The 22,565-nt window shown below is 69.2% G+C and carries 19 protein-coding genes and 10 pseudogenes; 15 read left to right on the forward strand and 14 right to left on the reverse strand.

What is annotated here, in order from left to right:
- Positions 1-117: 117 nt before the first annotated feature.
- A pseudogene (locus tag ABZZ38_RS06405) lies at positions 118-505 on the reverse strand (MerR family transcriptional regulator).
- 612 nt (positions 506-1,117) lie between these two features.
- Between ABZZ38_RS06405 and ABZZ38_RS06410 the strand changes: the two are divergent.
- A complete protein-coding gene (locus ABZZ38_RS06410) occupies positions 1,118-1,396 on the forward strand; it encodes a GlsB/YeaQ/YmgE family stress response membrane protein (RefSeq protein WP_356736368.1) in 279 nt (92 codons plus the stop codon).
- A 934-nt stretch (positions 1,397-2,330) separates the two neighbouring features.
- On the opposite strand, the gene ABZZ38_RS06415 is transcribed toward ABZZ38_RS06410, so the two are convergent.
- The 4 genes and pseudogenes from ABZZ38_RS06415 to ABZZ38_RS06430 form a co-directional block, all read right to left on the reverse strand.
- Complete coding sequence (locus ABZZ38_RS06415; protein WP_356736370.1) at positions 2,331-3,068, reverse strand: NIPSNAP family protein; 738 nt, start codon at positions 3,066-3,068, stop codon at positions 2,331-2,333.
- Between the two features lie 88 nt (positions 3,069-3,156).
- On the reverse strand, positions 3,157-3,585 hold the full coding sequence (locus tag ABZZ38_RS06420) for an Rrf2 family transcriptional regulator (RefSeq protein ID WP_356736372.1): 429 nt from the start codon (positions 3,583-3,585) through the stop codon (positions 3,157-3,159).
- Positions 3,586-3,844: 259 nt separating this feature from the next.
- Positions 3,845-4,003, reverse strand: a pseudogene (locus ABZZ38_RS06425) (VOC family protein); the annotation flags it as partial.
- 63 nt (positions 4,004-4,066) lie between these two features.
- A pseudogene (locus ABZZ38_RS06430) lies at positions 4,067-4,225 on the reverse strand (helix-turn-helix domain-containing protein); the annotation flags it as partial.
- 99 nt (positions 4,226-4,324) lie between these two features.
- On the opposite strand from ABZZ38_RS06430, the gene ABZZ38_RS06435 reads away from it, so the two are divergent.
- A complete protein-coding gene (locus ABZZ38_RS06435; RefSeq protein ID WP_356736374.1) occupies positions 4,325-5,302 on the forward strand; it encodes a DinB family protein in 978 nt (325 codons plus the stop codon).
- Positions 5,303-5,530: 228 nt separating this feature from the next.
- On the forward strand, positions 5,531-5,677 hold the full coding sequence (locus ABZZ38_RS06440; protein WP_356736376.1) for a hypothetical protein: 147 nt from the start codon (positions 5,531-5,533) through the stop codon (positions 5,675-5,677).
- Between the two features lie 97 nt (positions 5,678-5,774).
- Here the strand turns inward: ABZZ38_RS06440 and ABZZ38_RS06445 are convergent, their stop codons facing one another.
- Positions 5,775-6,665 (reverse strand): pyridoxal-phosphate dependent enzyme, encoded by an 891-nt coding sequence (locus ABZZ38_RS06445; RefSeq protein WP_356736378.1) that lies wholly within the window; start codon positions 6,663-6,665, stop codon positions 5,775-5,777.
- 186 nt (positions 6,666-6,851) lie between these two features.
- On the opposite strand from ABZZ38_RS06445, the gene ABZZ38_RS06450 reads away from it, so the two are divergent.
- Positions 6,852-7,787: a LysR family transcriptional regulator gene (locus ABZZ38_RS06450; protein WP_356736380.1), complete on the forward strand. Its 936-nt coding sequence runs from the start codon at positions 6,852-6,854 to the stop codon at positions 7,785-7,787.
- Between the two features lie 250 nt (positions 7,788-8,037).
- Here ABZZ38_RS06450 and ABZZ38_RS06455 read toward each other — a convergent pair whose 3' ends face one another.
- Positions 8,038-8,517 (reverse strand): carboxymuconolactone decarboxylase family protein, encoded by a 480-nt coding sequence (locus tag ABZZ38_RS06455; protein ID WP_356736381.1) that lies wholly within the window; start codon positions 8,515-8,517, stop codon positions 8,038-8,040.
- Between the two features lie 247 nt (positions 8,518-8,764).
- Here ABZZ38_RS06455 and ABZZ38_RS06460 point away from each other — a divergent pair, with 247 nt between their 5' ends.
- The 3 genes and pseudogenes from ABZZ38_RS06460 (at position 8,765) to ABZZ38_RS06470 (ending at position 10,700) form a co-directional block, all read left to right on the forward strand.
- Entirely contained in the window at positions 8,765-9,631 is an 867-nt protein-coding gene (locus ABZZ38_RS06460; RefSeq protein ID WP_356736586.1) for an RNA polymerase sigma-70 factor, read from the forward strand.
- 55 nt (positions 9,632-9,686) lie between these two features.
- Positions 9,687-9,820, forward strand: a pseudogene (locus ABZZ38_RS06465) (IS701 family transposase); the annotation flags it as partial.
- Positions 9,821-9,891: 71 nt separating this feature from the next.
- Positions 9,892-10,700, forward strand: a pseudogene (locus ABZZ38_RS06470) (IS5 family transposase).
- Positions 10,701-10,705: 5 nt separating this feature from the next.
- On the opposite strand, the gene ABZZ38_RS06475 reads toward ABZZ38_RS06470, so the two are convergent.
- On the reverse strand, positions 10,706-11,107 hold the full coding sequence (locus ABZZ38_RS06475) for a hypothetical protein (protein ID WP_356736383.1): 402 nt from the start codon (positions 11,105-11,107) through the stop codon (positions 10,706-10,708).
- A gap of 163 nt (positions 11,108-11,270) precedes the next feature.
- Positions 11,271-11,462, reverse strand: a pseudogene (locus ABZZ38_RS06480) (IS5/IS1182 family transposase); the annotation flags it as partial.
- Between the two features lie 307 nt (positions 11,463-11,769).
- Between ABZZ38_RS06480 and ABZZ38_RS06485 the strand changes: the two are divergent.
- The 3 genes and pseudogenes from ABZZ38_RS06485 to ABZZ38_RS06495 form a co-directional block, all read left to right on the forward strand.
- Positions 11,770-12,327: a hypothetical protein gene (locus ABZZ38_RS06485; protein ID WP_356736385.1), complete on the forward strand. Its 558-nt coding sequence runs from the start codon at positions 11,770-11,772 to the stop codon at positions 12,325-12,327.
- 201 nt (positions 12,328-12,528) lie between these two features.
- Positions 12,529-14,019, forward strand: a complete 1,491-nt coding sequence (locus ABZZ38_RS06490; RefSeq protein WP_356736387.1) for a dienelactone hydrolase family protein — start codon at positions 12,529-12,531, stop codon at positions 14,017-14,019.
- 31 nt (positions 14,020-14,050) lie between these two features.
- A pseudogene (locus ABZZ38_RS06495) lies at positions 14,051-14,152 on the forward strand (cation transporter); the annotation flags it as partial.
- A gap of 480 nt (positions 14,153-14,632) precedes the next feature.
- On the opposite strand, the gene ABZZ38_RS06500 reads toward ABZZ38_RS06495, so the two are convergent.
- A complete protein-coding gene (locus ABZZ38_RS06500) occupies positions 14,633-15,262 on the reverse strand; it encodes a hypothetical protein (protein WP_356736389.1) in 630 nt (209 codons plus the stop codon).
- A gap of 646 nt (positions 15,263-15,908) precedes the next feature.
- On the opposite strand from ABZZ38_RS06500, the gene ABZZ38_RS06505 reads away from it, so the two are divergent.
- The 5 genes and pseudogenes from ABZZ38_RS06505 to ABZZ38_RS06525 all read left to right on the forward strand — a co-directional run bounded on the left by ABZZ38_RS06505 (position 15,909) and on the right by ABZZ38_RS06525 (position 18,512).
- Positions 15,909-16,490 (forward strand): DUF3291 domain-containing protein, encoded by a 582-nt coding sequence (locus ABZZ38_RS06505; RefSeq protein WP_356736391.1) that lies wholly within the window; start codon positions 15,909-15,911, stop codon positions 16,488-16,490.
- Positions 16,487-16,876 carry a hypothetical protein gene (locus ABZZ38_RS06510; RefSeq protein WP_356736393.1) on the forward strand — a complete coding sequence of 130 codons (390 nt, stop codon included), beginning with the start codon at positions 16,487-16,489 and terminating at the stop codon, positions 16,874-16,876. The genes ABZZ38_RS06505 and ABZZ38_RS06510 overlap by 4 nt, the downstream gene beginning before the upstream one ends.
- Before the next feature lie 269 nt (positions 16,877-17,145).
- A pseudogene (locus tag ABZZ38_RS06515) lies at positions 17,146-17,479 on the forward strand (glyoxalase superfamily protein).
- A gap of 34 nt (positions 17,480-17,513) precedes the next feature.
- Positions 17,514-17,780: pseudogene (locus ABZZ38_RS06520) on the forward strand (helix-turn-helix domain-containing protein); the annotation flags it as partial.
- Between the two features lie 387 nt (positions 17,781-18,167).
- On the forward strand, positions 18,168-18,512 hold the full coding sequence (locus ABZZ38_RS06525) for a hypothetical protein (RefSeq protein WP_356736395.1): 345 nt from the start codon (positions 18,168-18,170) through the stop codon (positions 18,510-18,512).
- 991 nt (positions 18,513-19,503) lie between these two features.
- Here the strand turns inward: ABZZ38_RS06525 and ABZZ38_RS06530 are convergent.
- From ABZZ38_RS06530 to ABZZ38_RS06545, 4 genes and pseudogenes are all read right to left on the reverse strand, one after another.
- Positions 19,504-19,659 (reverse strand): hypothetical protein, encoded by a 156-nt coding sequence (locus tag ABZZ38_RS06530; protein WP_356736397.1) that lies wholly within the window; start codon positions 19,657-19,659, stop codon positions 19,504-19,506.
- A gap of 85 nt (positions 19,660-19,744) precedes the next feature.
- Positions 19,745-20,179, reverse strand: coding sequence for a nuclear transport factor 2 family protein (locus ABZZ38_RS06535; RefSeq protein ID WP_356736399.1), 435 nt, complete (start codon positions 20,177-20,179; stop codon positions 19,745-19,747).
- A 738-nt stretch (positions 20,180-20,917) separates the two neighbouring features.
- A pseudogene (locus tag ABZZ38_RS06540) lies at positions 20,918-21,579 on the reverse strand (IS5 family transposase); the annotation flags it as partial.
- Between the two features lie 38 nt (positions 21,580-21,617).
- On the reverse strand, positions 21,618-22,556 hold the full coding sequence (locus ABZZ38_RS06545; protein ID WP_356736401.1) for a tetrahydrofolate dehydrogenase/cyclohydrolase catalytic domain-containing protein: 939 nt from the start codon (positions 22,554-22,556) through the stop codon (positions 21,618-21,620).
- Between the last annotated feature and the right edge of the window lie 9 nt (positions 22,557-22,565).

Genomic DNA, 22,565 nt, shown 5'->3' on the forward strand with positions numbered 1-22,565 from the left:
ACGGCGTCATCGGCAGTCACGCATTCCTCACTCAGCAAGGGTGTGTGGTCACCATGTGTGGTCACCAGGGGCGTAGGGGTGCTCGGCTCTTGAGAAGTTCTGCAGTGAGGTGGGTGGTCACGCCACTGGCCGGATCCGGTCACTGGTTGCTTGGCGCGGTGCGGTCTCCAGGCGGTCCCGGATCGCGGTCTGGGCGGCGATGCGTTCGTTGAGGACCGCCAGTCGCTCCAATGCGACGCGTATGCCCTTGTCGGACGGCGGCGCCGTGGTCACGTCCGTCCAGGCACGGCAGAAAGACCCGCACGTCGTCCAGGGTGAGCCCGGCGGCCAATAGGTAGCGGATGTTGCGGACCCGCACCACCGCCCCCTCGTCATAGACGCGGTAGCCGTTGGGGGCCCGCTCCGAGGCGATCGGCCCCGCCTGCTCGTAATGCCGCGGCTGCGCGTCCCCGCTGGACGAAGTCCGGGTGGCCGAGCCGGCCGACGTGCGGCCCCGCTGCCCCAGAGGGCCATCTCGACGGCGGCGTACAACGCGACGAACGCGGGAGCGAACCCCATCGGGCACCGGTGCACCGTGCCACAGCTCCACGACCGGCCTCCCCTACGACCGCCTCAACATCGGAGCGGGGACCTTCCCCCGGGGCGCCGTACCACGGCGTTGACGTCGACCTGGACGCCGTGTTCCACAACCCGTCCAGCCCTCGGCCTGCTGCGACGGCGGAGCCTGCGGCATCGGGCCCCCTCAGTTCAACGCACCCTGCCGGACCGACAGAAAGCCACTGGCCAAGATCACAGCATTCCATGCACGAACCGAAATCTCCGCCCGGAGGGAAACACCGGTCCCACAGCCCTGTTGCCTGACTCACGATTGCGGCACCGGTGCCCGGCCGACGGCGCGGCACGGGCACCGGCAGAGAGGCAATAGGTCCTCTTCGTCCACACCTCGCGCCCCCACCGCCCCAAAGCGCGAACCAGGACTACGCCATTTCGACGCCACACCGTCTCTCCCGTTTCAGGAGCTGACAGGGCTGCGATGCAAAGCGGGAGGTTTGTGAGGGCCCGGACGGCGCAGACGATGAGCTAACACAGTCTTTATACGACGAGACGGAGACACATCGTGGGCATCATCGCGTGGATCATCATCGGCCTCCTCGCCGGCGCCATCGCCAAGGCCCTGATGCCGGGCAAGGACCCCGGCGGCATCATCATCACCATGCTCATCGGCATCGTCGGCGGTCTGCTCGGCGGATGGCTCGGCAAGGTCATCTTCGGCGTCGACTCCATCGACGGTTTCTTCGACCTCTCCACCTGGATCGCCGCGATCGTCGGCTCCGTCATCCTGCTCCTCGTCTACCGCCTCATCGTCGGCAACCGGCGCTCGCACCGTCACGCATGACCGCTTGAGGCATACCTCTCCCACAACCTGTACGGCTCCCCCCTGTTCACGGGGCGGGAGCCGTCAGCGTGCACGGCCCCGCCCACTTTGATCGGCTCCGAGACGACTCCTACCAGGACCCCATCCGTACCGTCCCCGCGGCCTACGGAAAGCGCGATGGCCGAGGTCGAGAGATCCGGGCGGGCGGACAGGCGGGCGTAAGTCCCCACCGGTCGAGCGACGGTCAGACCGGGCACGCGGCGGGGCGGACATGACGCTCCCCGAGAAGGAGATCCCGCCGTCGACGCGGCACGACTCCGCCCCGCTTCCGGCCGGGACTCGGTGCCCCCGGAGACCAACCGGAAACAGTTGTCTCCACGCGGCTCGTTCGCGTGCTCACGCGGTTGCTCACCGACCCGGGAAGCGGACCCGGTCACTCATCCTCGACCGGGCCCATTTGGGCAGGCGCGCGGCAAGCGCCCTGGCTCGGTCGGTGACGTCCGGGGCCGGCCCCCTTCGGCGTGGTGGTGCGGTGCGACTTGGGGACGGTCCCCGAGGCCGACACGCAAGCGCGCTGCCGCGGGTCGTCTCAGCCCAGTCGGTGACGTACGCGGCCTGCGCGACCTTCCGCTCCGGTCGGCAAACATGGTCGTCCCGGCGCGGGAGTTGGTCAGGCGTCACAGCCGCACTCGACGAGAGAGACGCCAATTTACCCGACCGCGACCACGTTGGTCGTGAGCAGTCGAACACGTCGGCCGGAGTGGACCTCGCAGGGCGATGCCCGATGGTCCTGACGAGGTCGGCATTACGCCGCACGGCGCTCCCCCGGCGATCCCGCTGTGCCGGTGTCCAAGCTCAGCCAGCGTTATGACCTCACATCGCCAGCCGGATGCCAGTGGCCGCGTACGACCCCCGTGACGCTCTCACGCGCGCATGACCCGTTCCCCTCAGGAACTCACCGCAGTGTTGACCGCTCCGTGGGGGCCAGCCGTAGCTGTTGTGGGGTCCTGGCCCACCGTTCCGAAAGGGTCGGCAGCACCTCGTCGCGCCAGCGTTCCGATTGCTGCAAGCGCTGCAGGTGATCGTCGATGTGTCCTTCGTCGGTGAAGCGTGCGAACCATACGAAGACCTCCTCGTTCAGCCGTACCGGCAGCGCCGGGAAGGTGTTCGGGGCGTGTTCCGACCGGAGGTACGCCAGTGGCTCGCCCCCGGTCTCGGCCAGTACGGGCCGTACCCGCCGCTCGAAGAACTCGACGAACGTCGTGTCGAACGGGCCGTGGCCGTACCAGATCGTGGCGAGGAGCAGCGACGGTGGCCATGCCTCCGGCTCGCCGCGGGCTTGCCGGGCAGCGGCCGGGGCTGGGAACCCGCCGCGCGCCGAGGCCGGCCGCAGCAGCAGTACGTCATCGGAGTCGATCATCGTCGCGTTCGCCTCGTCGCGGCGCTTCTTCCAGACCGGCCCGCCGTAGAAGCCCTCCAGCGCCTTGGCACGGCTCGGCATGCTGTCGAAGCCGCGGAGCCATACGAACCGGTCGGGGTCGTCCAGGTCGCGGAATTGCCCCAGGACGGTCATGCCGACGGCCTCCTGGGGCTCGACGAGCTCCCGGTCGAACAGATCGATGAGTACGTCTCGCCGCCCCGCGTGCAGGGTGTACTGACGCAGTTCGACGACCGGACACCGAAGGGATTCCACCAGCTTCGCTCCTTGTTCCGTCACTGGAACAGTCTGTTACGACAAACGGCAAGTTGCCTGTCCGACCACGGGACTGTTGGGCTGCCGGCTAGTTCACCAGCGTCTTGCGCAGTACGTCGGCGATCGACGTGGCCGCCAGCTCCTGCCGCATGGCTCGTTCGACCCGGCCGTAGATCTCGCTCAGGGCGGGTCGAATGCCCCGGCCGACCGGGCACTCCAGATTGGGCTCGGTGTGGTGCAGGCCGAACGGCGGCTGGTCGCCGACGGCATGGTAGACCTCCAGCAGGGTGACCTCCTCGGGCCCACGGGCCAGGCTCCAGCCTCCACCAGCGCCGTGGCGGACCTCCACCAGGCCGGCTCGGCGCAGGTCACCGAGGCTGCGCCGGATGATCACGGGGTTGGTGTTGACGCTGGTCGCGACCTGCTCAGAAGTGAGCACCTCCTGCCCCCGGTGCCGCGCCAGCGCCAGCCATGCCAGCACATGCGTCGCGATCGTCAATCGGCTGTTGGCCGCCATCACTTCCCCTCTTCCGTAACAGCTTCTGTTACAGCTCCGTACGCAGTCAAGCCCCTCGATCGTCGTGAGCTCGCCCGGCGTCGGCGCGCCGGCTGGATCAGCTCAGAGCCGTTCCTCGCCGGCCAGGCTCAGACACGCTCCCTCCCGGGGGCGCCCACGCCATGGGGTGGCTCAGGCATTCGCCACCGGGTCATCGAGCGCCTTCACCTGGTTGACGACGGCGACAGTGGACCGGTCGGCGATGTTGCCGGCGAGGGAGCAACTCTGCCTCGGGCACCCCCACCGCCGCCCAGTAAGCACGCCACGTGGCGTGCCCGCCCGGCGGAGGCTCAGGAAAGTAGCCCAGGGCCTCGGCCCAGAACGTCACCTTTCTCTGCGGATCGGAGCAGTCGATCGTCAGCTGCACTGTCATCTCCATGCTCGGAGGACCCCAGGCAGGTCTGACAGACGATCCACTTTCACAACAGGCCCTAGCCGGTAGGCCGCCGCCGACACCCTGCTCGGCAAGCACCAGACAGCCGAGCGCGCGCAGCCGCTCGGCATCACTGCGTACCGTGCGGGGCGTGACCCTGAGCCGTCCGGCGAGCTCGGGGCCGGTCCAGACCTGGCGCTGTTGCAGCAGCCCGAGCAAGGTGGGCACTCGCTCCGTCGTACCCGCTCGGCCCCGCTCGCCCGTCCATGCACCCCCCCTGCCGGATAGCGGACCGAAACTGTCCGCTACAGATGTCACGGTGGCTCCATGGACACCAACGAAATCGACTTGAATCGGACGCTGCGCGAGCAGCTTGAGTTCCACTGGAACCACCAGCTCCGGGCCCGGCTCGAGGGCCTCACCGACGACGAGTATTTCTGGGCGCCGGTGCCGGACGTTTGGAGTGTGCGGCCGCGCGGCAGCTCGACGGCGCCCGTACAGTTCGGCGCTGGGGACTTCACGCTGGACTACGCCTCCCCCCAACCGGTTCCCGCGGCCTTCACCACGATCGCCTGGCGACTGGGTCACGTCATCACCGGCGTGCTCGCCGCGCGCAACGCGGCGCACTTCGGCGCGCCGCCGGCGTCATACGAGACCTGGGAGTACGCCGACAGCGCGGCCACCGCACTCGCCCAGCTCGAAACCCAGCTCGACGTCTGGCTGACCGGGGTGCGCGGCCTCGGCGACGCCGGGCTCCGGGTCCCGGTCGGCGAGAAGGAGCCCTTCCCCGAGATGCCCATGGCCGATCTGGTGCTGCACATCCACCGCGAGCTGATCCACCACCTGTCCGAGGTCTGCCTGCTGCGCGACCTCTACCTGCACACCAAACCCGGCACCTCTCGGGGGAGCCTCATGGCCGCGAAGACGGCACACCTCGACCCTGAAGAGCTGCACCACAACCCTGCCTTCACCCAGGGCGTGATCACCCCCGCCGCCCGGACGCTCCATGTCGGTGGCCAGCTCGGCACCGACAGCACCGGAAACCTGCTCGACGGTATTGAGGCGCAGGCCACTCAGGCAATGCGCAACGTGCTGACCGTCCTTGCTGCCGCGGGCACCGGCCCCGAGCATGTCGCCAAACTCAATATCTACCTCGTCAACGGGGTCGACGCACAGGTGGGATACGAAGCGTCGCGATCGGTGTGGGGCAATCACCGCACAGCCATCACGGTTGTTTCCACCGCAGGACACGCTCGCCCAGGCGCGCTCGTGGAGATCGACGCAGTAGCGATCATTCCTGAATAGGACGAACCTACGCAGCGAGACTGCAATGGCGTAACTCACCGCCTGGCCGATGACAGCGCCGTAGCACGGTGGGCTGACGGGACACTGTCCGGCTCTGAGGTGCGGCCGGAACAGCTCCTCCCCGGTCGAGCAGCAGCCTGTACTGATCGACGATGCTGAGCTGTACAGGCCAGCTGCCGTCTTCCTGGGTCAACAGGTTCAAGATCAACCCATGGCCGGCATTGCCCGTTGCCCTCGCCCCCGCCGAGGACGGGGCCCGGGCAATGCTCCCGCTTCCGCCAGGAAAATCTGGCGAGCGCCGAAGAGCGCGAACAGCGGCGGGCGTACTGGCAGCGCACCCTGGACCAGGTCGCCGCCGCCCTCAACCAGCGGTGATGGCAGCAGGCGAATCCGGCCGGAGGTGGGTCCCACGCGCGCCCAGAACGGGGGTACGGGGGCGGCCGGAGCGCGGCACTTGAGGGCGGGCGAACGGTCAGGCGAGCACCGACGCCAGAGCGGGCAGGGCGATGTTGCGGCCGGAGACCACGGCCACGGCCCGCCCGTGCGGTTCGACCTTCCCGGCCAGCAGCGCCGCGACGGCCGCAGCCCCGGCCCCTTCGGCGACATAGCCTCGTTCGGCGGCCAGGTGGCGCAGCGCCGTACGGATCTCCGACTCGCTCACCGTGACGAGCTGGTGGACATGACGCCCAATCAGGCCGAGTGTCACCGAGCCGGGTTCGACGTTGCCGGCCAACCCGTCGGCCAGGGTCTCGCCGATATCGACGGTCACGTCGCCGCCCGCGTGAACGGCGGCGCTCACCGCGGTGGACACCTCCGACTCCACTCCGACGATCCGCACTCCTGGCCGCGTGGACGCCCACAGGCCCAGCCCCGCGGCCAAACCGCCTCCGCCGACTCCGCACACCACGGTCAGGTCGCCCTCGAGCTGCCGGTCGAGCTCGTAGCCGATGGTGCCCTGACCGGCGATCACCTCGGGATCGTTGTAGGCCGAGAGGTAGTACGCGCCCTGGGCAGCCAGCTTGAGGGCGTAGTCCTCGGCGTCGTCGAACGACATGCCCACCTGCACCAGATCGACGCCGAAGCGGCGCAGCTGGGACACCTTGGCGGGGGAGGCGTTGCGCGCGAGCACGACAGTCACCGGGCGACCGAGGGCACGGGCAGCGAAGGCGACGCCGAGCCCGTGGTTGCCGGCCGAGGCCGTCACCACCTTGGCTGCGGGGCCGAGGGAGGCCAGCGCGTTGAGGGCGCCGCGGACCTTGAAGGATCCCGTTGGCTGCAGCGACTCCAGCTTGAGCAAGGGCTCGGTGGGCGACCCCCTGCCGCTGCCGCAGTCCACCGGGGTGAAGGAGAGGTGGGCACTCACAATGGGCCAGGCCCGGTCCAGATCCGCCGGCCTGGGGGTGCGGACGGCACGAGGCGCCTGCGGGCGCGATTCAAGGGAAGGCATCGATCTCTCAGAGGATTGTCGTCTGCGGGTTCCCGTCCAGGCTGCGGTGATCAGAGCACCAGAAGAAGTCGTACCTCCTTCTGCAAAGCGTAGGATCTTCTTATGCTTGATCCGCGGAGGCTCCGCCTGCTCAGGGACGTCGCGCGGACCGGCTCGATTGCTGGAGCCGCAGAGCAGGCCGGCTGCACCGCCTCGGCGGCATCCCAGCAACTGTCCGCCCTGGAGCGGGATATCGGCATCGCCTTGCTCGAACGCTCCCCACGCAGCGTGCGCCTCACCGAGGCCGGGCGCATCCTCGTCGAGCACACCGACCGGGTGCTGGCCGAGCTGGAAGCGGCTGTGCAGGCCGTCCGGGCCGCGGCGGGCCTGCAGGGCGGGCAGCTGCGGGTGGCGGCCTTCAGCTCGGCCGGGACGCACCTTGTCGTCCCCGCGCTCCGCGCCTTCCGCCGGCTCCACCCCGAAGTCCGGCTCTCGTTCATGGAACTCGAACCCGAGGAGGCCGTTCCCGCTGTGTCGGCCGGAGACGTCGACCTGGCGGTGACCCACCAGTACGAACAGCTCCCCCGGCCCGACCTGCGGGGCCTGCGCCAGGACCTGCTCCATCGCGACCCCCTGTTGCTCGCCGTACCGCCACATCTGCGCCCCGCCGAGCGGGCCGCGGTACGGCTGCGCGACTACGCCGGGGCCACGTGGCTTTCGACCCGGCCCGCCGAGGGGTTCCAGGCCGCTACGGAGCTGATCTCCCGTGCCGTTGGTTTCGAACCGGACGTGGCCTTTCGCGCTGACACCTACGACCTCCTCCTGGCCCTCGTAGCAGCCGACTTCGGACTCGCCCTGGTCCCCGGGCTGGTGGCCGCATCCCGGCCGGGGGTCGCCTTCTTCGAGATCGCCGAGCCGGCGGGCCTGGCCCGCGAGATCCACGCCACAGCCCGCGCCGCCGACCGGTCGCCCGCCGTCGAAGTCATGACACGACTGTTGAAGAGGCAACTCTCCGGGCGTGTGGGAACGGAGACACAGACGCGTCCGCCGCAAGCCTGACTGAGTGTCCACCCGCATCGGCGGGGCGGGCCGCCCGGACTGGTCAGCGTCGAGATGGCCAGCGCGCACGGCACGACCGCTGTCACCCCTCCAGCGTTGCCGGGTCCAGCTTGAAGATCGCCACCACCTGGTAGGCCATCTGACGATTCCTTTCACAGGAACGAACAGTGTGAATCCTTGTCGTGTGTGGCATGCGCGGGCCCGGCCCGGATCGAACGATCCCGGGACGGGCCGCGTTTCGCCTGCGGGGTCAGCTCGACGTACTGGCGAACATGCCGGCCTCGTACGAGCCCCCCGGATTGTGCACGATCACGTTCATCCGGGTGGCCGCGTTGATCAGGGAGACCAGGCAGACCAGCGCACCGACCTGGTCGTCGTCGTAGTGCTTGCGCACCTCGGCCCAGGTCGCGTCGGACACGCCGTGGTCGCCGAGCCGGGTGCCTTCCTCCGCGAGCGCCAGCGCGGCCCGCTCGGTCTCGGTGAACACGGTGCTGTGCCGCCAGGCGGCGACCAGGTTGAGCCGGAGTGCGGTTTCACCGGCGGCGGCGGCCTCCTTGGTGTGAACGTCGACGCAGAAACCGCAGCCGTTGATCTGACCGACCCGCAGCTCCACCAGTTCCCGCAGCGCCTTCGGCAGCGTCGACCCTTCGAGGGCCAACGAGGTGTTGTGGAACCGCTTGGCGACCTTCGCGGCGGTCGGGCTGTCGAACAGGTTGAAACGAGGTTCCATGAGGTCGTCCTCACTCGTTGTGGTGCGTGCTGCTGCACTGGACGAACACAAGATGCCGACGGCCCGGTCCTTGTGACGGCGCGGTGATGTGGCGTGCGTCACCGGTCGCGGGTGTCACAAGGCGGTGGGGGCCGGCGTCCGGTGTACGGCGCAGTCGAGAGCGAACGGGCAGGAGCCGGCGATGAACGACCGAACAATGAGCCGCTGGACAAGGGACGCGTCCGAGCCGGTCGCTCGTGACGACCGCATGGACAGCGTCACCCAGGCGTTCGTCGCCCACCGCAACCTGCTGTTCACCGTCGCCTACGAGATGCTCGGCTCGGCCGCCGACGCCGAGGATGTCCTGCAGGAGACCTGGTTGCGGTGGATGGGCGTCGATCTCGACACCGTGCGGGATCAGCGTGCGTACCTGATCCGGATCACCACCCGGCAGGCGCTGAGCCATCTGCGTACGCTCGGCCGGCGCAAGGAGTCCTACGTCGGCCCCTGGCTGCCCGAGCCGCTGCTGACCGCGCCCGACGTGGCCGAGGACATCGAGTTGGCCGACAGCGTCTCGATGGCAATGCTGCTGGTGCTGGAGACGCTCGCCCCGACCGAGCGGGCGGTGTTCGTGCTGCGCGAGGTGTTCGGCCTCCGGTACGACGAGATCGCCGAAGCCGTCGACAAGAGCCCGGCCGCAGTCCGCCAGATCGCCCACCGGGCACGGGCCCACGTCTCCGCGCGCCGACCACGCGGGGTCGCTTCCGCTGTCGAGACTCGCCGCACCGTCGAGGCGTTCCAGCGGGCGGTCGAAACGGGCGACCTGCAACGCCTGCTCGACATCCTCGCGCCGAACGTCGTCCTGCTGACCGACGGCGGCGGGGTCGTGCAGGCCGCACTGGCGCCCATCGTGGGGGTCGACCAGGTGGCCCACGTGCTGGGCAGGATCGCCGCCACGATGTCGCTGCAGCCGACACAGGTCAACGGCGACCCCGCGCTGATCGTCCGGCTGGGCGGCGGGATCGACACCGTCATGGCGATGCGCATCGACGACGGCCTCATCACCGGGCTCTACGCCGTGCGCAATCCCGACAAGCTGTCGCATCTGGAGCGGGAGACCACCTTGCGCCGCTAGTAGTGCTTCGTTACGTCGAGTGGTCTCCCCCTGGTGGTGGGCATCTTCTTGATATGAGGCTGGGGAGGTTGAACGGCTCCGGGGTAGTTATCGGAGTTTCGTTGCGGATGTGTTCGGGTCGCTGCCGCGGCGTGACCAGCGGCGGTGGGTGAGTGTTATCTGCGGGGTCTGATGCTGGACGGTCGGCGTAACTGATCGTTTCAGAATGGATTGAGCTGCAGGCCTTGTGCTTGGCAATACTGGTCAGCAGGGTGTCCAGGGTGCGTGTTGATCTTGTTCCTGACGCCCTGTGGGAGCGGGTGGCCCCGCTGCTGCCACCCGCTCCCGAGCGACGCCGTCGCCACCCCGGGCGGCTGCGTGTTCCGGACCGGGTGGCACTCGCCGGCGTCATGTACGTGCTGCGGACCGGTGTCGCGTGGCGTGACGTCCCCGCGGAGGCGGTGGGCTGCTCCGGTGTGACGGCCTGGCGCCGACTGCGGGACTGGACCGAGGCCGGCGTGTAGCCGCGCCTGCACGCGGCCTTGCTGACCGAGCTTCGCCGCGCGGGCTTGTTGGACCTGGACGACTGCTCCGTGGACGGGTCACACGTCCGAGCTCTCAAAGGGGGGATCACGTCGGCCCCTCACCCGTTGACCGCGCGCGGCCAGGCTCGAAGCACCACCTGATCGTCGACCGTCACGGAACCCCAATTGCCGTCACCCTCACCGGTGGCAACCGGCACGACGTCACCCAGCTCATGCCGCTACTGGACGCTGTCCCGCCGGTCCGGGGGCTTCGGGGACGCCCCCGCCGCAAGCCCCGGCGCTTGTACGCCGACCGGGGCTACGACTTCGACAAGTACCGCCGCATGCTGTGGAAGCGGGGCATCAAGCCATTGATCGCGCGACGTGGCGTCGCCCACGGCTCCGGACTGGGCAAGGTGCGCTGGGTGGTCGAGCGCACCTTCGCCTGGCTGCACCAGTTCAGACGACTCCGCACCCGCTACGAACGACGCGCCGATCTTCATCAGGGCCTGCTCGAACTGGCCTGCAGCCTCATATGCCTGCGCCGCCTGCGAACCTCATCCTGAAGCGATCAGTTGGCTACGCTGAACCACCCCGGCCGCACCTCGGTCAGAAGCGGTTGCAGCGACCGCACCGCTGCCCGCAGGTCCTGATCCTTGGCGTCAAGAGGCTGCGGCAGGCTCAGTCCGTACCAGCGCAGCCGCCAGAGGTCGAAGACTTCGCTCCTGTCGGCTGCGAAGTCCACATCGACCTCAGCGCCGTTGTCGCTCACGAAGCGGCACCCTTCCCCATGAACCTTGTAGGAGTAGGTGCCGACCTGCCCACTCCGGCTGATCCGGCCTGAACGGGCCAGGCCGACGATGTCCGCCAGCCGCTCGAGCGAGGGGATCGCCGGCCTCACGGCCCCATCAATCGCGCTCAGAGCGAGGACGTAACCGAGCACGAGGTCTCGCGCAGCCCCAACCTGTTCCATGCGACGTCATCCCCCTGAGCCCGTGGCTGAAGGGGATTGTTCCATGGGGCCGCCAGCGTCTCCACAGGACGGCATTCTGAAACGATCAGTAACGAACTGGTGCGTGATTGCGTTGGAGATGCAGGGGTCTGAGCTGGGGGTTGTGTCAGCCGGTGATGTTTCAGCGCTTGTGGTCGGCGAGGGCGTGTTCGACGGTGATGCGCTTTGAGGAGTGCCGGTGGCGGGCTCGTAGGCGGGCTTGGAGGACTTCGGGCGGGCTGATCTTGTTTCCCTTCCTCGGCGGGGTGACCGCCTGGCCGGGATGATCACGTCTGAGGCCGAGGTAGCCGTCGTGCAGGAGAACCTGCACGTCGGGACGCAGGCCGCTCGTCGCCGAGACCAACCGTGCCAGGCTCGGCGCGATGCCCTCCAGCGTGCCGAGGGGGCCGAGGGGGCCGACGAGGCGCTCGTACCCGGCCATCCGGGCGGGCAGGTCGCCGATCCGGTTGAGCACCACTGCCGGAGCCGGTTCGAGGCAGGCCTCTTCCCCCACTGCGCCCACTGCGCCCACTGCCGAGGGTGAGCCCCGGCTGGGGACCGGACCGAACCGGCCCTGCCGTTCCCCCACATGGAATCATCACGGGAACGTGGCCGCCGGGGCCGCCGACCGGAAGGAAGTGCGGATGAGCGAGGACCGGAGAACCTGGTCCGGATGGCGGAACCGGACGGTGAGAGTCCGGGAAGACCCCGCCACTCCGTTGCTGCTCCAGGTGCGTGGCGGCATCACCTCGAACTTCTACTTCCACGCAGCGGCCGGCGATCGCCCACATGTCGAGACCCTGGTGGTCACTCACGGCCGCCGCAGGCTGCGCGTCGTCCTTCCGGCCGGCGCCGACGGCTTCTCCGTACGCCGCAGGGTCGCCGCCGACGGGGCGGGAGGGTTCCAGCGCTGGCGCGCCCGGCTCATTGATCCGGACTCACTGCCCACCCTCTCCTCAGAGGAACGCGCCGGGAAGTGGACCGAGACATTCGGATACTTCCAGGCCAAGCGCTACTACGAACACGCACGTGCGTTCTACTACGAGTTCGACGATTCGGGTCAAGTGTCATACCACCCCGCGACCGGCGGAAAGCCCGTCGAGATACCGTACGGCGCGCGGACGAAAGGCACGATACCGCTCCCGCACCACGGCTACATCACCGTGTCCAGCATGGGTAAGTGGCGCGTATCGATCACCTGACCCATGAACCGCCACGCCGGAAGCAGTCTTACAGCAAACGTGGCGCCCGTCACGGGGCTGAGGTCGTAGGGCTGTTGGCCGAGGCGGAACGGCATATCATCCCGCAGGAGGAGCCCCGCTACCTCCTGCGGTCGCAGAGCGGCCGTTCACCTGGCGTGCTCGATTGCGACTCTGGTCGCATGCGATCGCGACCCGGGACCGATGTGGCATCGCGTGCCCCGCCCCGAGGATGGCCGGGTGACCGAAATCATCGCGGGGCTGTACATGTCCCCTCTGGAATTCCTCGCCGCGCTAGGGGCCGTCGCACTGGTGGTGGCGCGCTGGCTTCCCCCCGCGGCCCGCCCACGCGTCACGATCGCGGCGGTGGCGGTTCTCGTACCCTCCGTGATCGCGCTGAGTGTGATGGGGCTCCGCTGGCAGATGCTGCCGGTACTGGCAGGCGCCGCCGTGGCGTTGCCGTTCACCCTCTCTCCCCTGCTGCGACGCCGTACCGGCCGGCCGGCGTGGCGGGCCCGATGGTGGCTGGCGTTGCCGGCGTCGGTGGCCTGCCTCGGCTTGATAGCCACGGGTCCGGTGGCCGCATGGGCCTTTCCTGTACCCGAGTTCCCCGAGCCGTCGGGCCGTTTCGAGGTCGGCACCCGGGCGGTGCAGTGGACCGACCCACGCCGCCCCGAGAGCTTCACCGCCGATCCGCACGATCGACGCACGGTCGTGGTCCAGCTCTGGTATCCCGCGCAGAAGATCCCCGCAGGCGCGCAGCGGGCCCAGTACCTCGGACGCACGGAGCACGAGGCGCGCACCGTTTCCGATGCCCTCGCCCGCCAGGTTGGCCTGCCTGGCTTCCTGGTCGACGGCGTCCCGCGTGCCCACACCCATTCGGTCTTCAACGCACCGGTGGCCGGTGGGGGCGGACGGTTCCCGGTCGTGCTGTTCTCTCCCGGGTCGGGGGGAGTGCGTACCCAGAACAGCGCCTGGGCGGAGGAACTGGCCAGCCACGGCTATGTGGTCGCCGGCCTCGACCACCCGTACGACTCCGCCGCCGTCGTCCTCGCCGACGGCCGAACAATTCACACCAAGATCGCCTCCACCGGAGACCGGGACAAGGACGACAAGCTGGCGGTGGACTGGACGGCTGTTCGGGCCGCCGACCTCAGCTTCGTCCTCACCCAGCTGGACCATCTGGACCGAGGTGAGATGACCGGCCCGCTGACCGGACGCCTGGACACCAGTCGGGTCGCGGTCACCGGCCACTCCATGGGTGGTGCCGCCGCTCTCCAGGCAGCCCGGCAGGACCACCGGTTCGACGCCGTCATCGTCCTGGACGGTTACCCCCACGGCCCCACCTCCCCCTCCCTCCACCAGCCGACATTCGCGCTCACCCAGGCCATCACCCCCGGAACCGACCCGCGCTACATACCCCGCCTCACCGAGGCCCTCAAGCTCAACACCGCGACGAGCTACCGGCTCACCATCCCCGGCGCCGCACACCTCACCTTTATGGACGGGCCCCTGTACCTGCCGCCTGTGCCCTCGGTAGTCGGCTCCCTGGGCCGCACGCAGAGCCCGCACGTCGTCGCCGCAACCACGCTCGCCTTCCTGGACACCACCCTGCGGCACAAACCCGGTGACCTGGCCGGCGTTCTGTCGGCCTATGGCTACCTCAGCGTCCACCACGCGGACAACAGCCGCTGATCAGCTGTGCCACGGCAGCCGATGGCACGGCAACGCCATCCTGGGCCGGTCCCGGGCCGACCCGATCGCCGCCCAGGTCATCGCTGCCATCGCGGTCAAGGAAGGCCGCGACTCCTGGCAGGGCAGGGGCTGCTGGTGGCCCTGCCACAACGGTGGTGCCCGTCGGTGCCGAGGCGAGCGACGCGTGTGATTGCCGCCCCGGCGAGCGCACACAGCCAGGGACATCTGCCGTCCGAGGTCGACGACATGAACCGGCCGGTAATCCAACTTCAATGGCAATCGGTCCAGGTTTCCTGTCACAGGACATTCACCTCGTGGGCCGGGGGGTCTGGGGGGTCTGGGGGGTGCCGAACGTGAGGTGACCCCACGGCGGGCATGTGCACGGTCGGCAGGTGGCGCAGTCCGCGCAGCTCATGCACAACCGGCGCGGGACCGACGGACAGCCGCAGGTCGGGTTGTAGTCGGGGGCGTCCTCACCGGGGTAGTACGTCTCCCCCAACGGCGGCTCGGTCCACGCGTAGACGGTGCCGTCGGCGAACAGCTCCTCGAAGTGCCGGCCGATGGCGCTGGCGGTGTGTCAGGACCGCGACGGCCTCCGGCTCCTGTTCGTGGGTCATGCCAGGCTCCCCGTGGGGTCGGCCGGCTCGGTGGCGCCGGTGAGGAGTGCGGCGAGGTCGGCGGTGGCCTCGGGTCGGCCGGCGAGCCGGGCCGCGAACGCCAGCTGGCCGGGCGCGGCGGCCGGGACCAGGCCGGCGGCGGCCTCGCGCGCGGCCGGGTCGGCGTAGTGCCCGCGGTGCGCGGCCAGGGTGCGGGCGAGCCAGGCTTCGGCGTCGGCTCGGACGTAGGACCCGGCGCGGCGGGTGAGCTCGTCACGGACGGCTTCGTCGCCCTCGTGCGGCTCGGCCTGCTCCAGCGTGCCCATCTCGTGCAGCGCCTGGAGCTCATCGGCGCGGGCCTCGATCCGCTGTGCCTGGCGTACGGCCGTCTCGCGTTCGGCGGCGGCGGCGGCTTCGGCTTCGGCTTCGGCTTCGGCTTCGGCGGCGAGCTCGGCATGGACGACGTCGTCGGTGTCCAGGCCGTACACGGTGCCCGGCGCGGCGGCGGCGAGCGTCTGGTCGATGCGCTCCCACTCCGCGAGCTCGGCGGGGCCGCGCTCGTCGTCGGCCAGGTGCCCGTGCCGGGAGTCCTGCCGCGCGTCGAACCGGGCGTCCTCGGGGGCCACCGCGACGGCGGCGGCGTCCATGCCCTTCGCCCGGCGGCGTACGACGCGCCGGCCGATGCGGGCGGGGTCGACCGGTTCGCGGGGCGCGACCGCGCGGGCGGCCGATGGGCCGGCGGGTTGCCCGCATCAGTGCAGCTGGCAGACCCCACGGCCTACAGGTGGTTGCCACCAGCAGGGCCACTGAACTGCCGTTTCCGTGTGGTGAAGCATGCATGGTGGTTGTTCACCGGTTCGGCGCTCTACCTGTCACCAGCAGCGCAGGCATGGTTGGTGTCACCGGCTCCCCTGCTCCGCCGGCCGCTTGAGCTGCACGGCGACCTCGTCTGTCCTCTGACAGCGAGGGGGAGACTGTCGGTGGTGCTGTTCCGAGGTGGCTGGGTCGATGTGGACTTCCACGAAGTGGGCAGCGCTCTACCGCCTCAGCTCCCACAAGGGCCTCTGCACGAGGCCACTTGAAGAGGCAATACGCAACTTCGACAGAGTCTTCGGAGGTGGCTATCGTCACCTGTCATTCGGCGGCGCCCGCAGTCGCATAGGAGTTCCATCAGGCTGAGTCGATCACGCCCGTAACTCCCCACCCGACGGGCAGGCCGGCGAAGCGAGTCCACGCCCGGACTACGAGACCGTCAGGGACTTCCACACCAGGCCCTCGGCCAGGGAGAGACGTATGCCCCATCTTGCTCTGTACACGTGCGGCGTCCTGAAGTCAGCCCTCACCGATCCCGCACGGCTTACGCGGGAGTTCCATGAGAGCGGCGAGGCCGTCTACCGCGAGATCGGCCAGCACCCCGGATATATCGCTCGTGCTGAAGCGGCGGATCGCAGCCTGGGCACACAGACGGATTTCGACTCGGACTGGGGTGAATGGGGAGAGTTTACTGTTCCGGCCTGGTACGAGAAAGGCCGCACTGTGGAAACCGCCGCTCTGGCCGCGACCCTCTCGCTCTGGACCGACCTGCGATCCGCCTTCGACTCCATCTACACCGGTCTGCACCGCGCAGCGCTCAACAGGCGTTACGACTGGTTCGAGAGGACGGGACACCCGGGTTACGCATTCTGGTGGGTCGCCGACGGCACGATACCCACCTGGCAGGACGGGGTTGCCAGGTTGGAACACCTCCACGACCACGGCGCCGCGCCGTACGCCTTCACCTTCCACCACTCGTTCGATCCGGGTGGAACACCGACCGGACTCGAAGGCCTCGGAACGAAGAGCGAGGTTCGCCGACTCGGAACCCTGAACGGATGACGGCGGACATCGTCAGTCGGCCTGCGGAGCCGTTCCGCAATCCTGGCGACAACAATCCTGCCTATATGACAACTATCGCGGGGCACGGTGTCGGTGCAGCCGGCCTGGCGGAACCGGGCGAGGCGGTGCGCGGCTGTGCCGGTGACGCGTCGGTGGAACGCGCGGTGGCACGCATCCTGGCCGGCCTGACGTGCGTTGCCGCCGCGGTGGAGGACGGCTCGGCGCTGTGTGCCGGTCAGCACCAGCCGGTCGGCGCGGTAACCGAGATCGTCGGGGTGGGAACCTTGCCGACCGCGCGCCGTCGTGGTCTTGCGCATGCCGTCACCGCAGTGCTGGTGGCCGACGCCCGGTCACAAAGCGCCAGACCATCCTCTTGGCGCGGGTGACGATGACGTCGCCCGGATTTACGCTCGGCTCGGCTTCCGCACCGTGGCCACGGCACTGATCGCCGAACCCGCCGAGTAGCCACTGGCAGCCAGGCCGCCACCCGCGCAGCGGCGTCGTTGAGCACGGCATCGCGTGTATGACCATCGGCCCCCGGCGGATACGCGAGCGAGCCCGGAGCAACTGGTCCGGGGCTCGCGGGCTGTTCGAGGCGCGCTGCTGGTGCCGCATCAGCCAAAGTTCACCCTGGGCGGTCTGCGACGATGACCCCATGGACGAAGAAGTCATTCCCATTCTTCGCGTCGAGGACGCTGCGGCGGCGGTCGTTTGGTACGAGCGGCTGGGCTTCGCCAAGCAGTGGGAACACCGCTTCGAACCGGGACTTCCCACGTTCGTCGAGGTCGCCCGGGGCGGGATGCGGTTGTTTTTTGTCCGAGCACAAGGGCGACGCCCGCCCCGACACGTTGGTCTACCTCCGTGTTCGTGACGTCGACGCCATCGCCTCCGAGTTCGGTGTGCAGGCGAAGGATGCTCCGTGGGCGCGTGAGATTGAGCTGCGCGACCCTGACGGCAACCGGCTGCGGCTCGGCACACCGACGGAATGACCATCGCCCACAGCGCGGCAGGGAAGCTGTGCTGGTGGCTGAGCGAGTACGCGCCCGCGAGATCGATGACGACGAGGGGCAGCGCCTGCTGCGGATCATCCGCCGGGGCAGCGGGTCGGTGGTGACCTGGCGGCGGGCGCAGATGGTGCTGCTGTCCGCGCAGGGCATGCCCGTGGCGTAGATCGCCGAGGTGACGTTCACCAGCGCGGACCGGGTCCGGGATGTGATCCACCACTTCAACGCCGACGGCTTCGACTCCCTCTACCCGAAGTACAAAGGCGGTCGGCCCAGGATGTTCACCGCCGGCGGACTCTTCATGATTGGCGCGAGCATGGTCGTGACGGCAAGCCTCGTGGCGACCTTCGCCCTCTCCATGCTGATCGCCTCCGTGACACGGGCCGGACGACGAAGCAACTCGAGACCGACCGGAACCTGACGCCACCGACGCACCCCGGCCCGGATGCCGGCGCGTCTGCCGGGCATCGAAGATGTACATCACCCGGGGGCCGGTGCTCGTCACCCACCGGGCACGGGGCTCGGCAGGGTGGTCTCCCCGTGCGATGTACACACGGAACAAAGTGTCATATCGGCGCGTTGCGCTCAAAATTGGGCAAATGTGCCTTAGCTTTCACCTCGTACGGTTCCACCCATCACTGATCACGTCGACTCCGACGGAAGTGGAGATGTTGTGCGCAAGATTCGCAATGCTGCCCTGGTAGCTGCCATGCTCGGGAGTTTCAGCGTGTTCGGGGCCGGCGTTGCCTCGGCCACCGACGACGCCGACTCCTACGGCGACCAGTACAAGTACGGCAACGTGGTCGTCTGCGACCAGCAGTCTCGGACCAGCAATAACACTTACCAGCTCGGCCTCCTCAACATCACCGGGCCCGTCACCATCCTCGGCAGCGGCCCGGCGACCGCGACCGCGGTCCAGCAGATCTGCAGCGGCGAGGACACCCTGGCCGGGAACGGTGCCGCCGCAGAGACGGGGGCGGGAGCGGAAATCGACCTGGGCCTCCTTCCGATGGCCTAAACCACAGCAGGAGGGCGCTTACCCGCCCGTCACACAAGGCAGTCGGCTGGTGGACCGCCTGCCGTTCACGCAAGACGCCCGGCTGGGGATTCCCAGCCGGGCGTCTTGCGTGAGCGGCTGTCCCGCAGGATTCCCCGGAGGCTGGATGGCCAGAGCATCAGCGCCGCTGCCGTACGCGAGAGCACGAACTGAGTCAGGCGGTCAGGGGGGGTGGTGTGACCGCGGTGGGGTGCGGCGAGCGCGTTTCGTAGGTGACGTCTCCAGCGTCCTGCGTCGGCACCGAGTCGCCGGGGAAGTCGATGGCGTCTCGGGGTGACCACGATCCCCGGCCACGTGGCCGACCACACCTCCGACCACACCTTCGCGCGGGCCTGACCGCGGCCGGCCGGGTAACACGCCGCCCACCGCGATCTCATGCCGAGGCACGCACTGGGCCCTCTCGACGGCCGCCTATTTCTCCTCAACCCGGGCCTTGTGTAGGCACTCTCGCTACGTGTCGCAGCGGCTGACCGTCCGCAAGGGAAGAGTCAGCGCCATCGATCCAGTGCCGCACGACGACGTCGAAGCCACCATCATCAGGGCATGCGGAGCTGCCAACAAGGCACTGGGCTGGCGTCTGCTCGAAAAGACCGCCAGATCCAAGAGCGTGAACCTGACGGTGTGTCTCGGTCGCCGTGAGCTTCGCCGACTGGCTCAGCCCGGGCTCCCCCAGGACGACCTGGGACCGGCGCGGCGCGTGCTCAGGCGGCACGGGGCCGCTCACCGGCAAGGCGCAGCTGCGTCGCAGACGGTCACGCGAACGCCGGGGGCGCAGTGCAAGAAGCTTGGAAGCAGTACTGGCACTCCCCGCGTCGCCGCGGACTGACATCCCCATGCCGCCCGACACCTGCCCTTGCCCAGCTGAGTCCGGTGCGTGACTGCAACTATCCCTATGACCAGGCGCCCAGCATCCCGTCCCGCTGACACCTACCCAATGCCACCAATGCACGACTCACACTTCGATGAGGCTGCCGCGCAGGGCAGTGATCTTGAGCAGGTCGGCCTCGGCGCCGGTGGTGAGCGCCTCGGCCGCGTAGTGGTCGTCGATGACCGCGGCCGGCCTCTCCTCGTTCATGGCCGGGGAGACTCGCGCGGCGATCTTGTTCATGTGGCGGTACGAGCCCTGGGGCTGAAGGGCGGCTCCGTGCAGGGGCTCTTCCTGACCACCCGCCTGCTCGAAACCCGTCGGGCGGTCAGCTCAGGGCGTCGCCCCAGCCGCTCTGGACCATCGTCTGAAAGGCCCAGGTTCCCCCTCGCCGTACAAGGATGTCCGCGTATCGCAGTTGCCGCTTCTCCCCACCGGCAGCCATGGTCGAGTCGGTGAACACCACGGCCATCGACGGGCTCAGGAAGACCGGCGTGCGGGTCGATTCGAAGGAGATCGTCCCGTCGCCGCCTTCGCTCATGACCTGGCTCATGGTGTTGACGAACTGCTCGCGTGTCCACTGAGCGGTACGGCCGTCACCCTGGGAGTCGTCACTGACCAGGTTGAGCGGAAAGACCGCCATGTCGGCCATGCGGTCGATGTCGCGCCGGGCGCTGGCCGAGTCGTACGCGGTGAACCAGGCATCCAGGCTCGCGCGGTCCTCGGCGGACGGAATGTACCCGGTGTCGGGCAGTACGGTCACAGGTCCCCCTCAGGCGGATTGCTCACTCTCGTCGACCATACGGCCCGGCGGGCAGGTAGTCAAACTTGATTAGCTTGGGTGCCGCCACACGTTCACGAGTGGCCGTGGACGTCCGGCGCCAGGCGGACCGTCACAAGCCGCTCACGCTGTGATCCGGCGGCTCGCCCTCTGCCTCATCGACTTTGGCCAGTGGGCGCAGGGTGCGTCGGAGCTGGACCTGCGTGACCGTGTCCAGGCCGTCGACTCCGCCTGCGCGACAGGCCTGGTCGCCCCGGGCGAGGGCGCTCAGAGTTCGCCCGAGGGATCTTCGCGGGGGGGTATCGCCGACCCTTTACGCGAGACACCCGCACCGATGTCCCTGCTCGCCGATGACGGACGGTGTCCACGTGCCGCCGCGGTGGCGCGGGGCGGCGGGGGGCGGGCGGGGCGCGGTGCGGTGCGGCCGGCGGGACGGCGGCTAGTGGCACGGTGATGGGCCGCCGGGGCGCGGTGCTCAGCCGAACGGTGGCGCACCGGCACGGCGGCCGGACAGCGGAACGGCGGCGGGACGCCGTGCCGCCGCGGAGAATCGTCGCACCCTCCGCGCCTGAGTGAATCGGGCGGTGGAGGGCATAGTCCGAGAGGCGTGGTTGCGCCTTTCCCCCGGACGCCGACCCCATCGTCGGGGCCGACCGCCTCAGACCCCCGGCGTCCTGCGTCCGGCCGGACGCGCCCGGCGGTCTCCCCCGAGGCCCAACTGCCTGAGTGCACCGTGGCTTCGATGCCCCGGGGCGATGCGGTGGCGGATGCCCCGCTTGCGCAGCCATCGGCGCAGGTGGTCGTAGTTGGAGCCCTTTGTCCGCGTGCAGCTTGGCCGGGCGCCGGCGGCGCCGACCACGGCGGGAGTGGATCGGTGGGATGCCGCCCACCAGTGGCTTCAGGGCCTGGCTGTCGTGGGTGTCGGGCGGCGAAGATGCCCAGGGACAGGGGCAGCCCGTTCCGGTCGGTGATCAGGCGGATCTTCGATCCGTTCCAGCCGCGGTCGGCCGGATTCGGTCCGGTCAGCGGCCCCCTTCTGCCGCCCGCAGGCTGACGGAGTCGATCGCGCACCGCGACCAGTCCAGCTCACCGTGGGCGCCGAGCTCGTCGAGAAGGATGCGGTGGAGCTTCGCCCTCACCCGGTCCCGGCTCCACTGGGCAACGCGCCGGTAGACCGTCGGTCAGGCCGGGCCGAGCACCGGCGGCATCTGCCGCCGGGTACATCCCGAGGTGGCCACGAAGACGATCACCGCCAGGCTTTCCCGGTCACCGGCCCGTCGACGCCCGCCACCCTGCGGACACATGACCTCCGTCGGCGGCACCACCCGCCGGAACAACTCCCACGACTCATCCGGCACCGGACGCTCGACGGGACTCGCCATGCTCCGCACACGACGAAAGGCGCCATAAGAAGCGACGTCTAAGCGCCCGGCGATGCCGCGCCCTCGGACCGGCGGGCGATGGCCGCGGTAACGATCTGCTGAGCCAGCGCACCGAGCATGACCGGCCCCACACCGCCCGGGGCGGGCACAATAACCCCCGCGACCGTGCTCGCCGAGTCCACCTCGACCCCGCCGACCAGGTGGGGCACTTCCTGGCCGGGGTGCTTCCGGCTCGGCCGGAAGCCCGTGAAGACCGGGTTGAAGTCGATCACCACGGCTCCGGGCTTGATCCATTCGGCCGTCACCGCCGCGGGCCGCTGGAGCGACACCACCAGCAGGTCGGCCGAACCGGCCAGCTCCCGGGCCCTCGGGTGGGTCACCGGCACCACGCAACCCGAGGCGTTCGGCGGCAGCGCGGCGAACGCCGCGATGCGCGCCACCATCTTCGCCACCGGGTTGGTCTCGGTCAGATCCGGGTCGGTCAGGACGACGACCTCGTGGCCGTCCGGGTCGTAGCCGATCTCGTCGAGCAGATGCACCACCGCGGTCGGGACCACCGGAATCCGGGTGGCCGGCAGGGCGCTCAGCGGGTTGAGCCGCATGACGTGGTCCAGGTGCAGCCCTTCGGCCTCCTTGGCCGGGTCGATGGCGGCCAGCACCGACCGGATGTCCAGATGCTCGGGCAGCGGGATGAGGACGAGGATCACGTCCACGTCGTCGTCCGCGTTCAGCCGCTCTATCAGGGTTCGCAGCGTCTCCCAGTCGGTGTCCTCGTCGAGCTCGTACGGGCGCACCTGGAACCCGGCGTCACTGAAGAGCTTCTGGTGCAGGCGGAAGTTGACCGGGAGCATCGGGTCGTCGTGGACGACCCGCACCAGCGCCACGGTCGGGGTGATGCCGGCGTCCTTGGCGCTGCGCGCGGCCTGTTCGATCAGAGTGCGCTTGAGCGCCTGGCCGGTGGCGATACGGGCTGGCAACGTAATTCC

This window comes from Streptomyces sp. NPDC006368 (assembly GCF_040612535.1).
Taxonomy (GTDB): domain Bacteria; phylum Actinomycetota; class Actinomycetes; order Streptomycetales; family Streptomycetaceae; genus Streptomyces.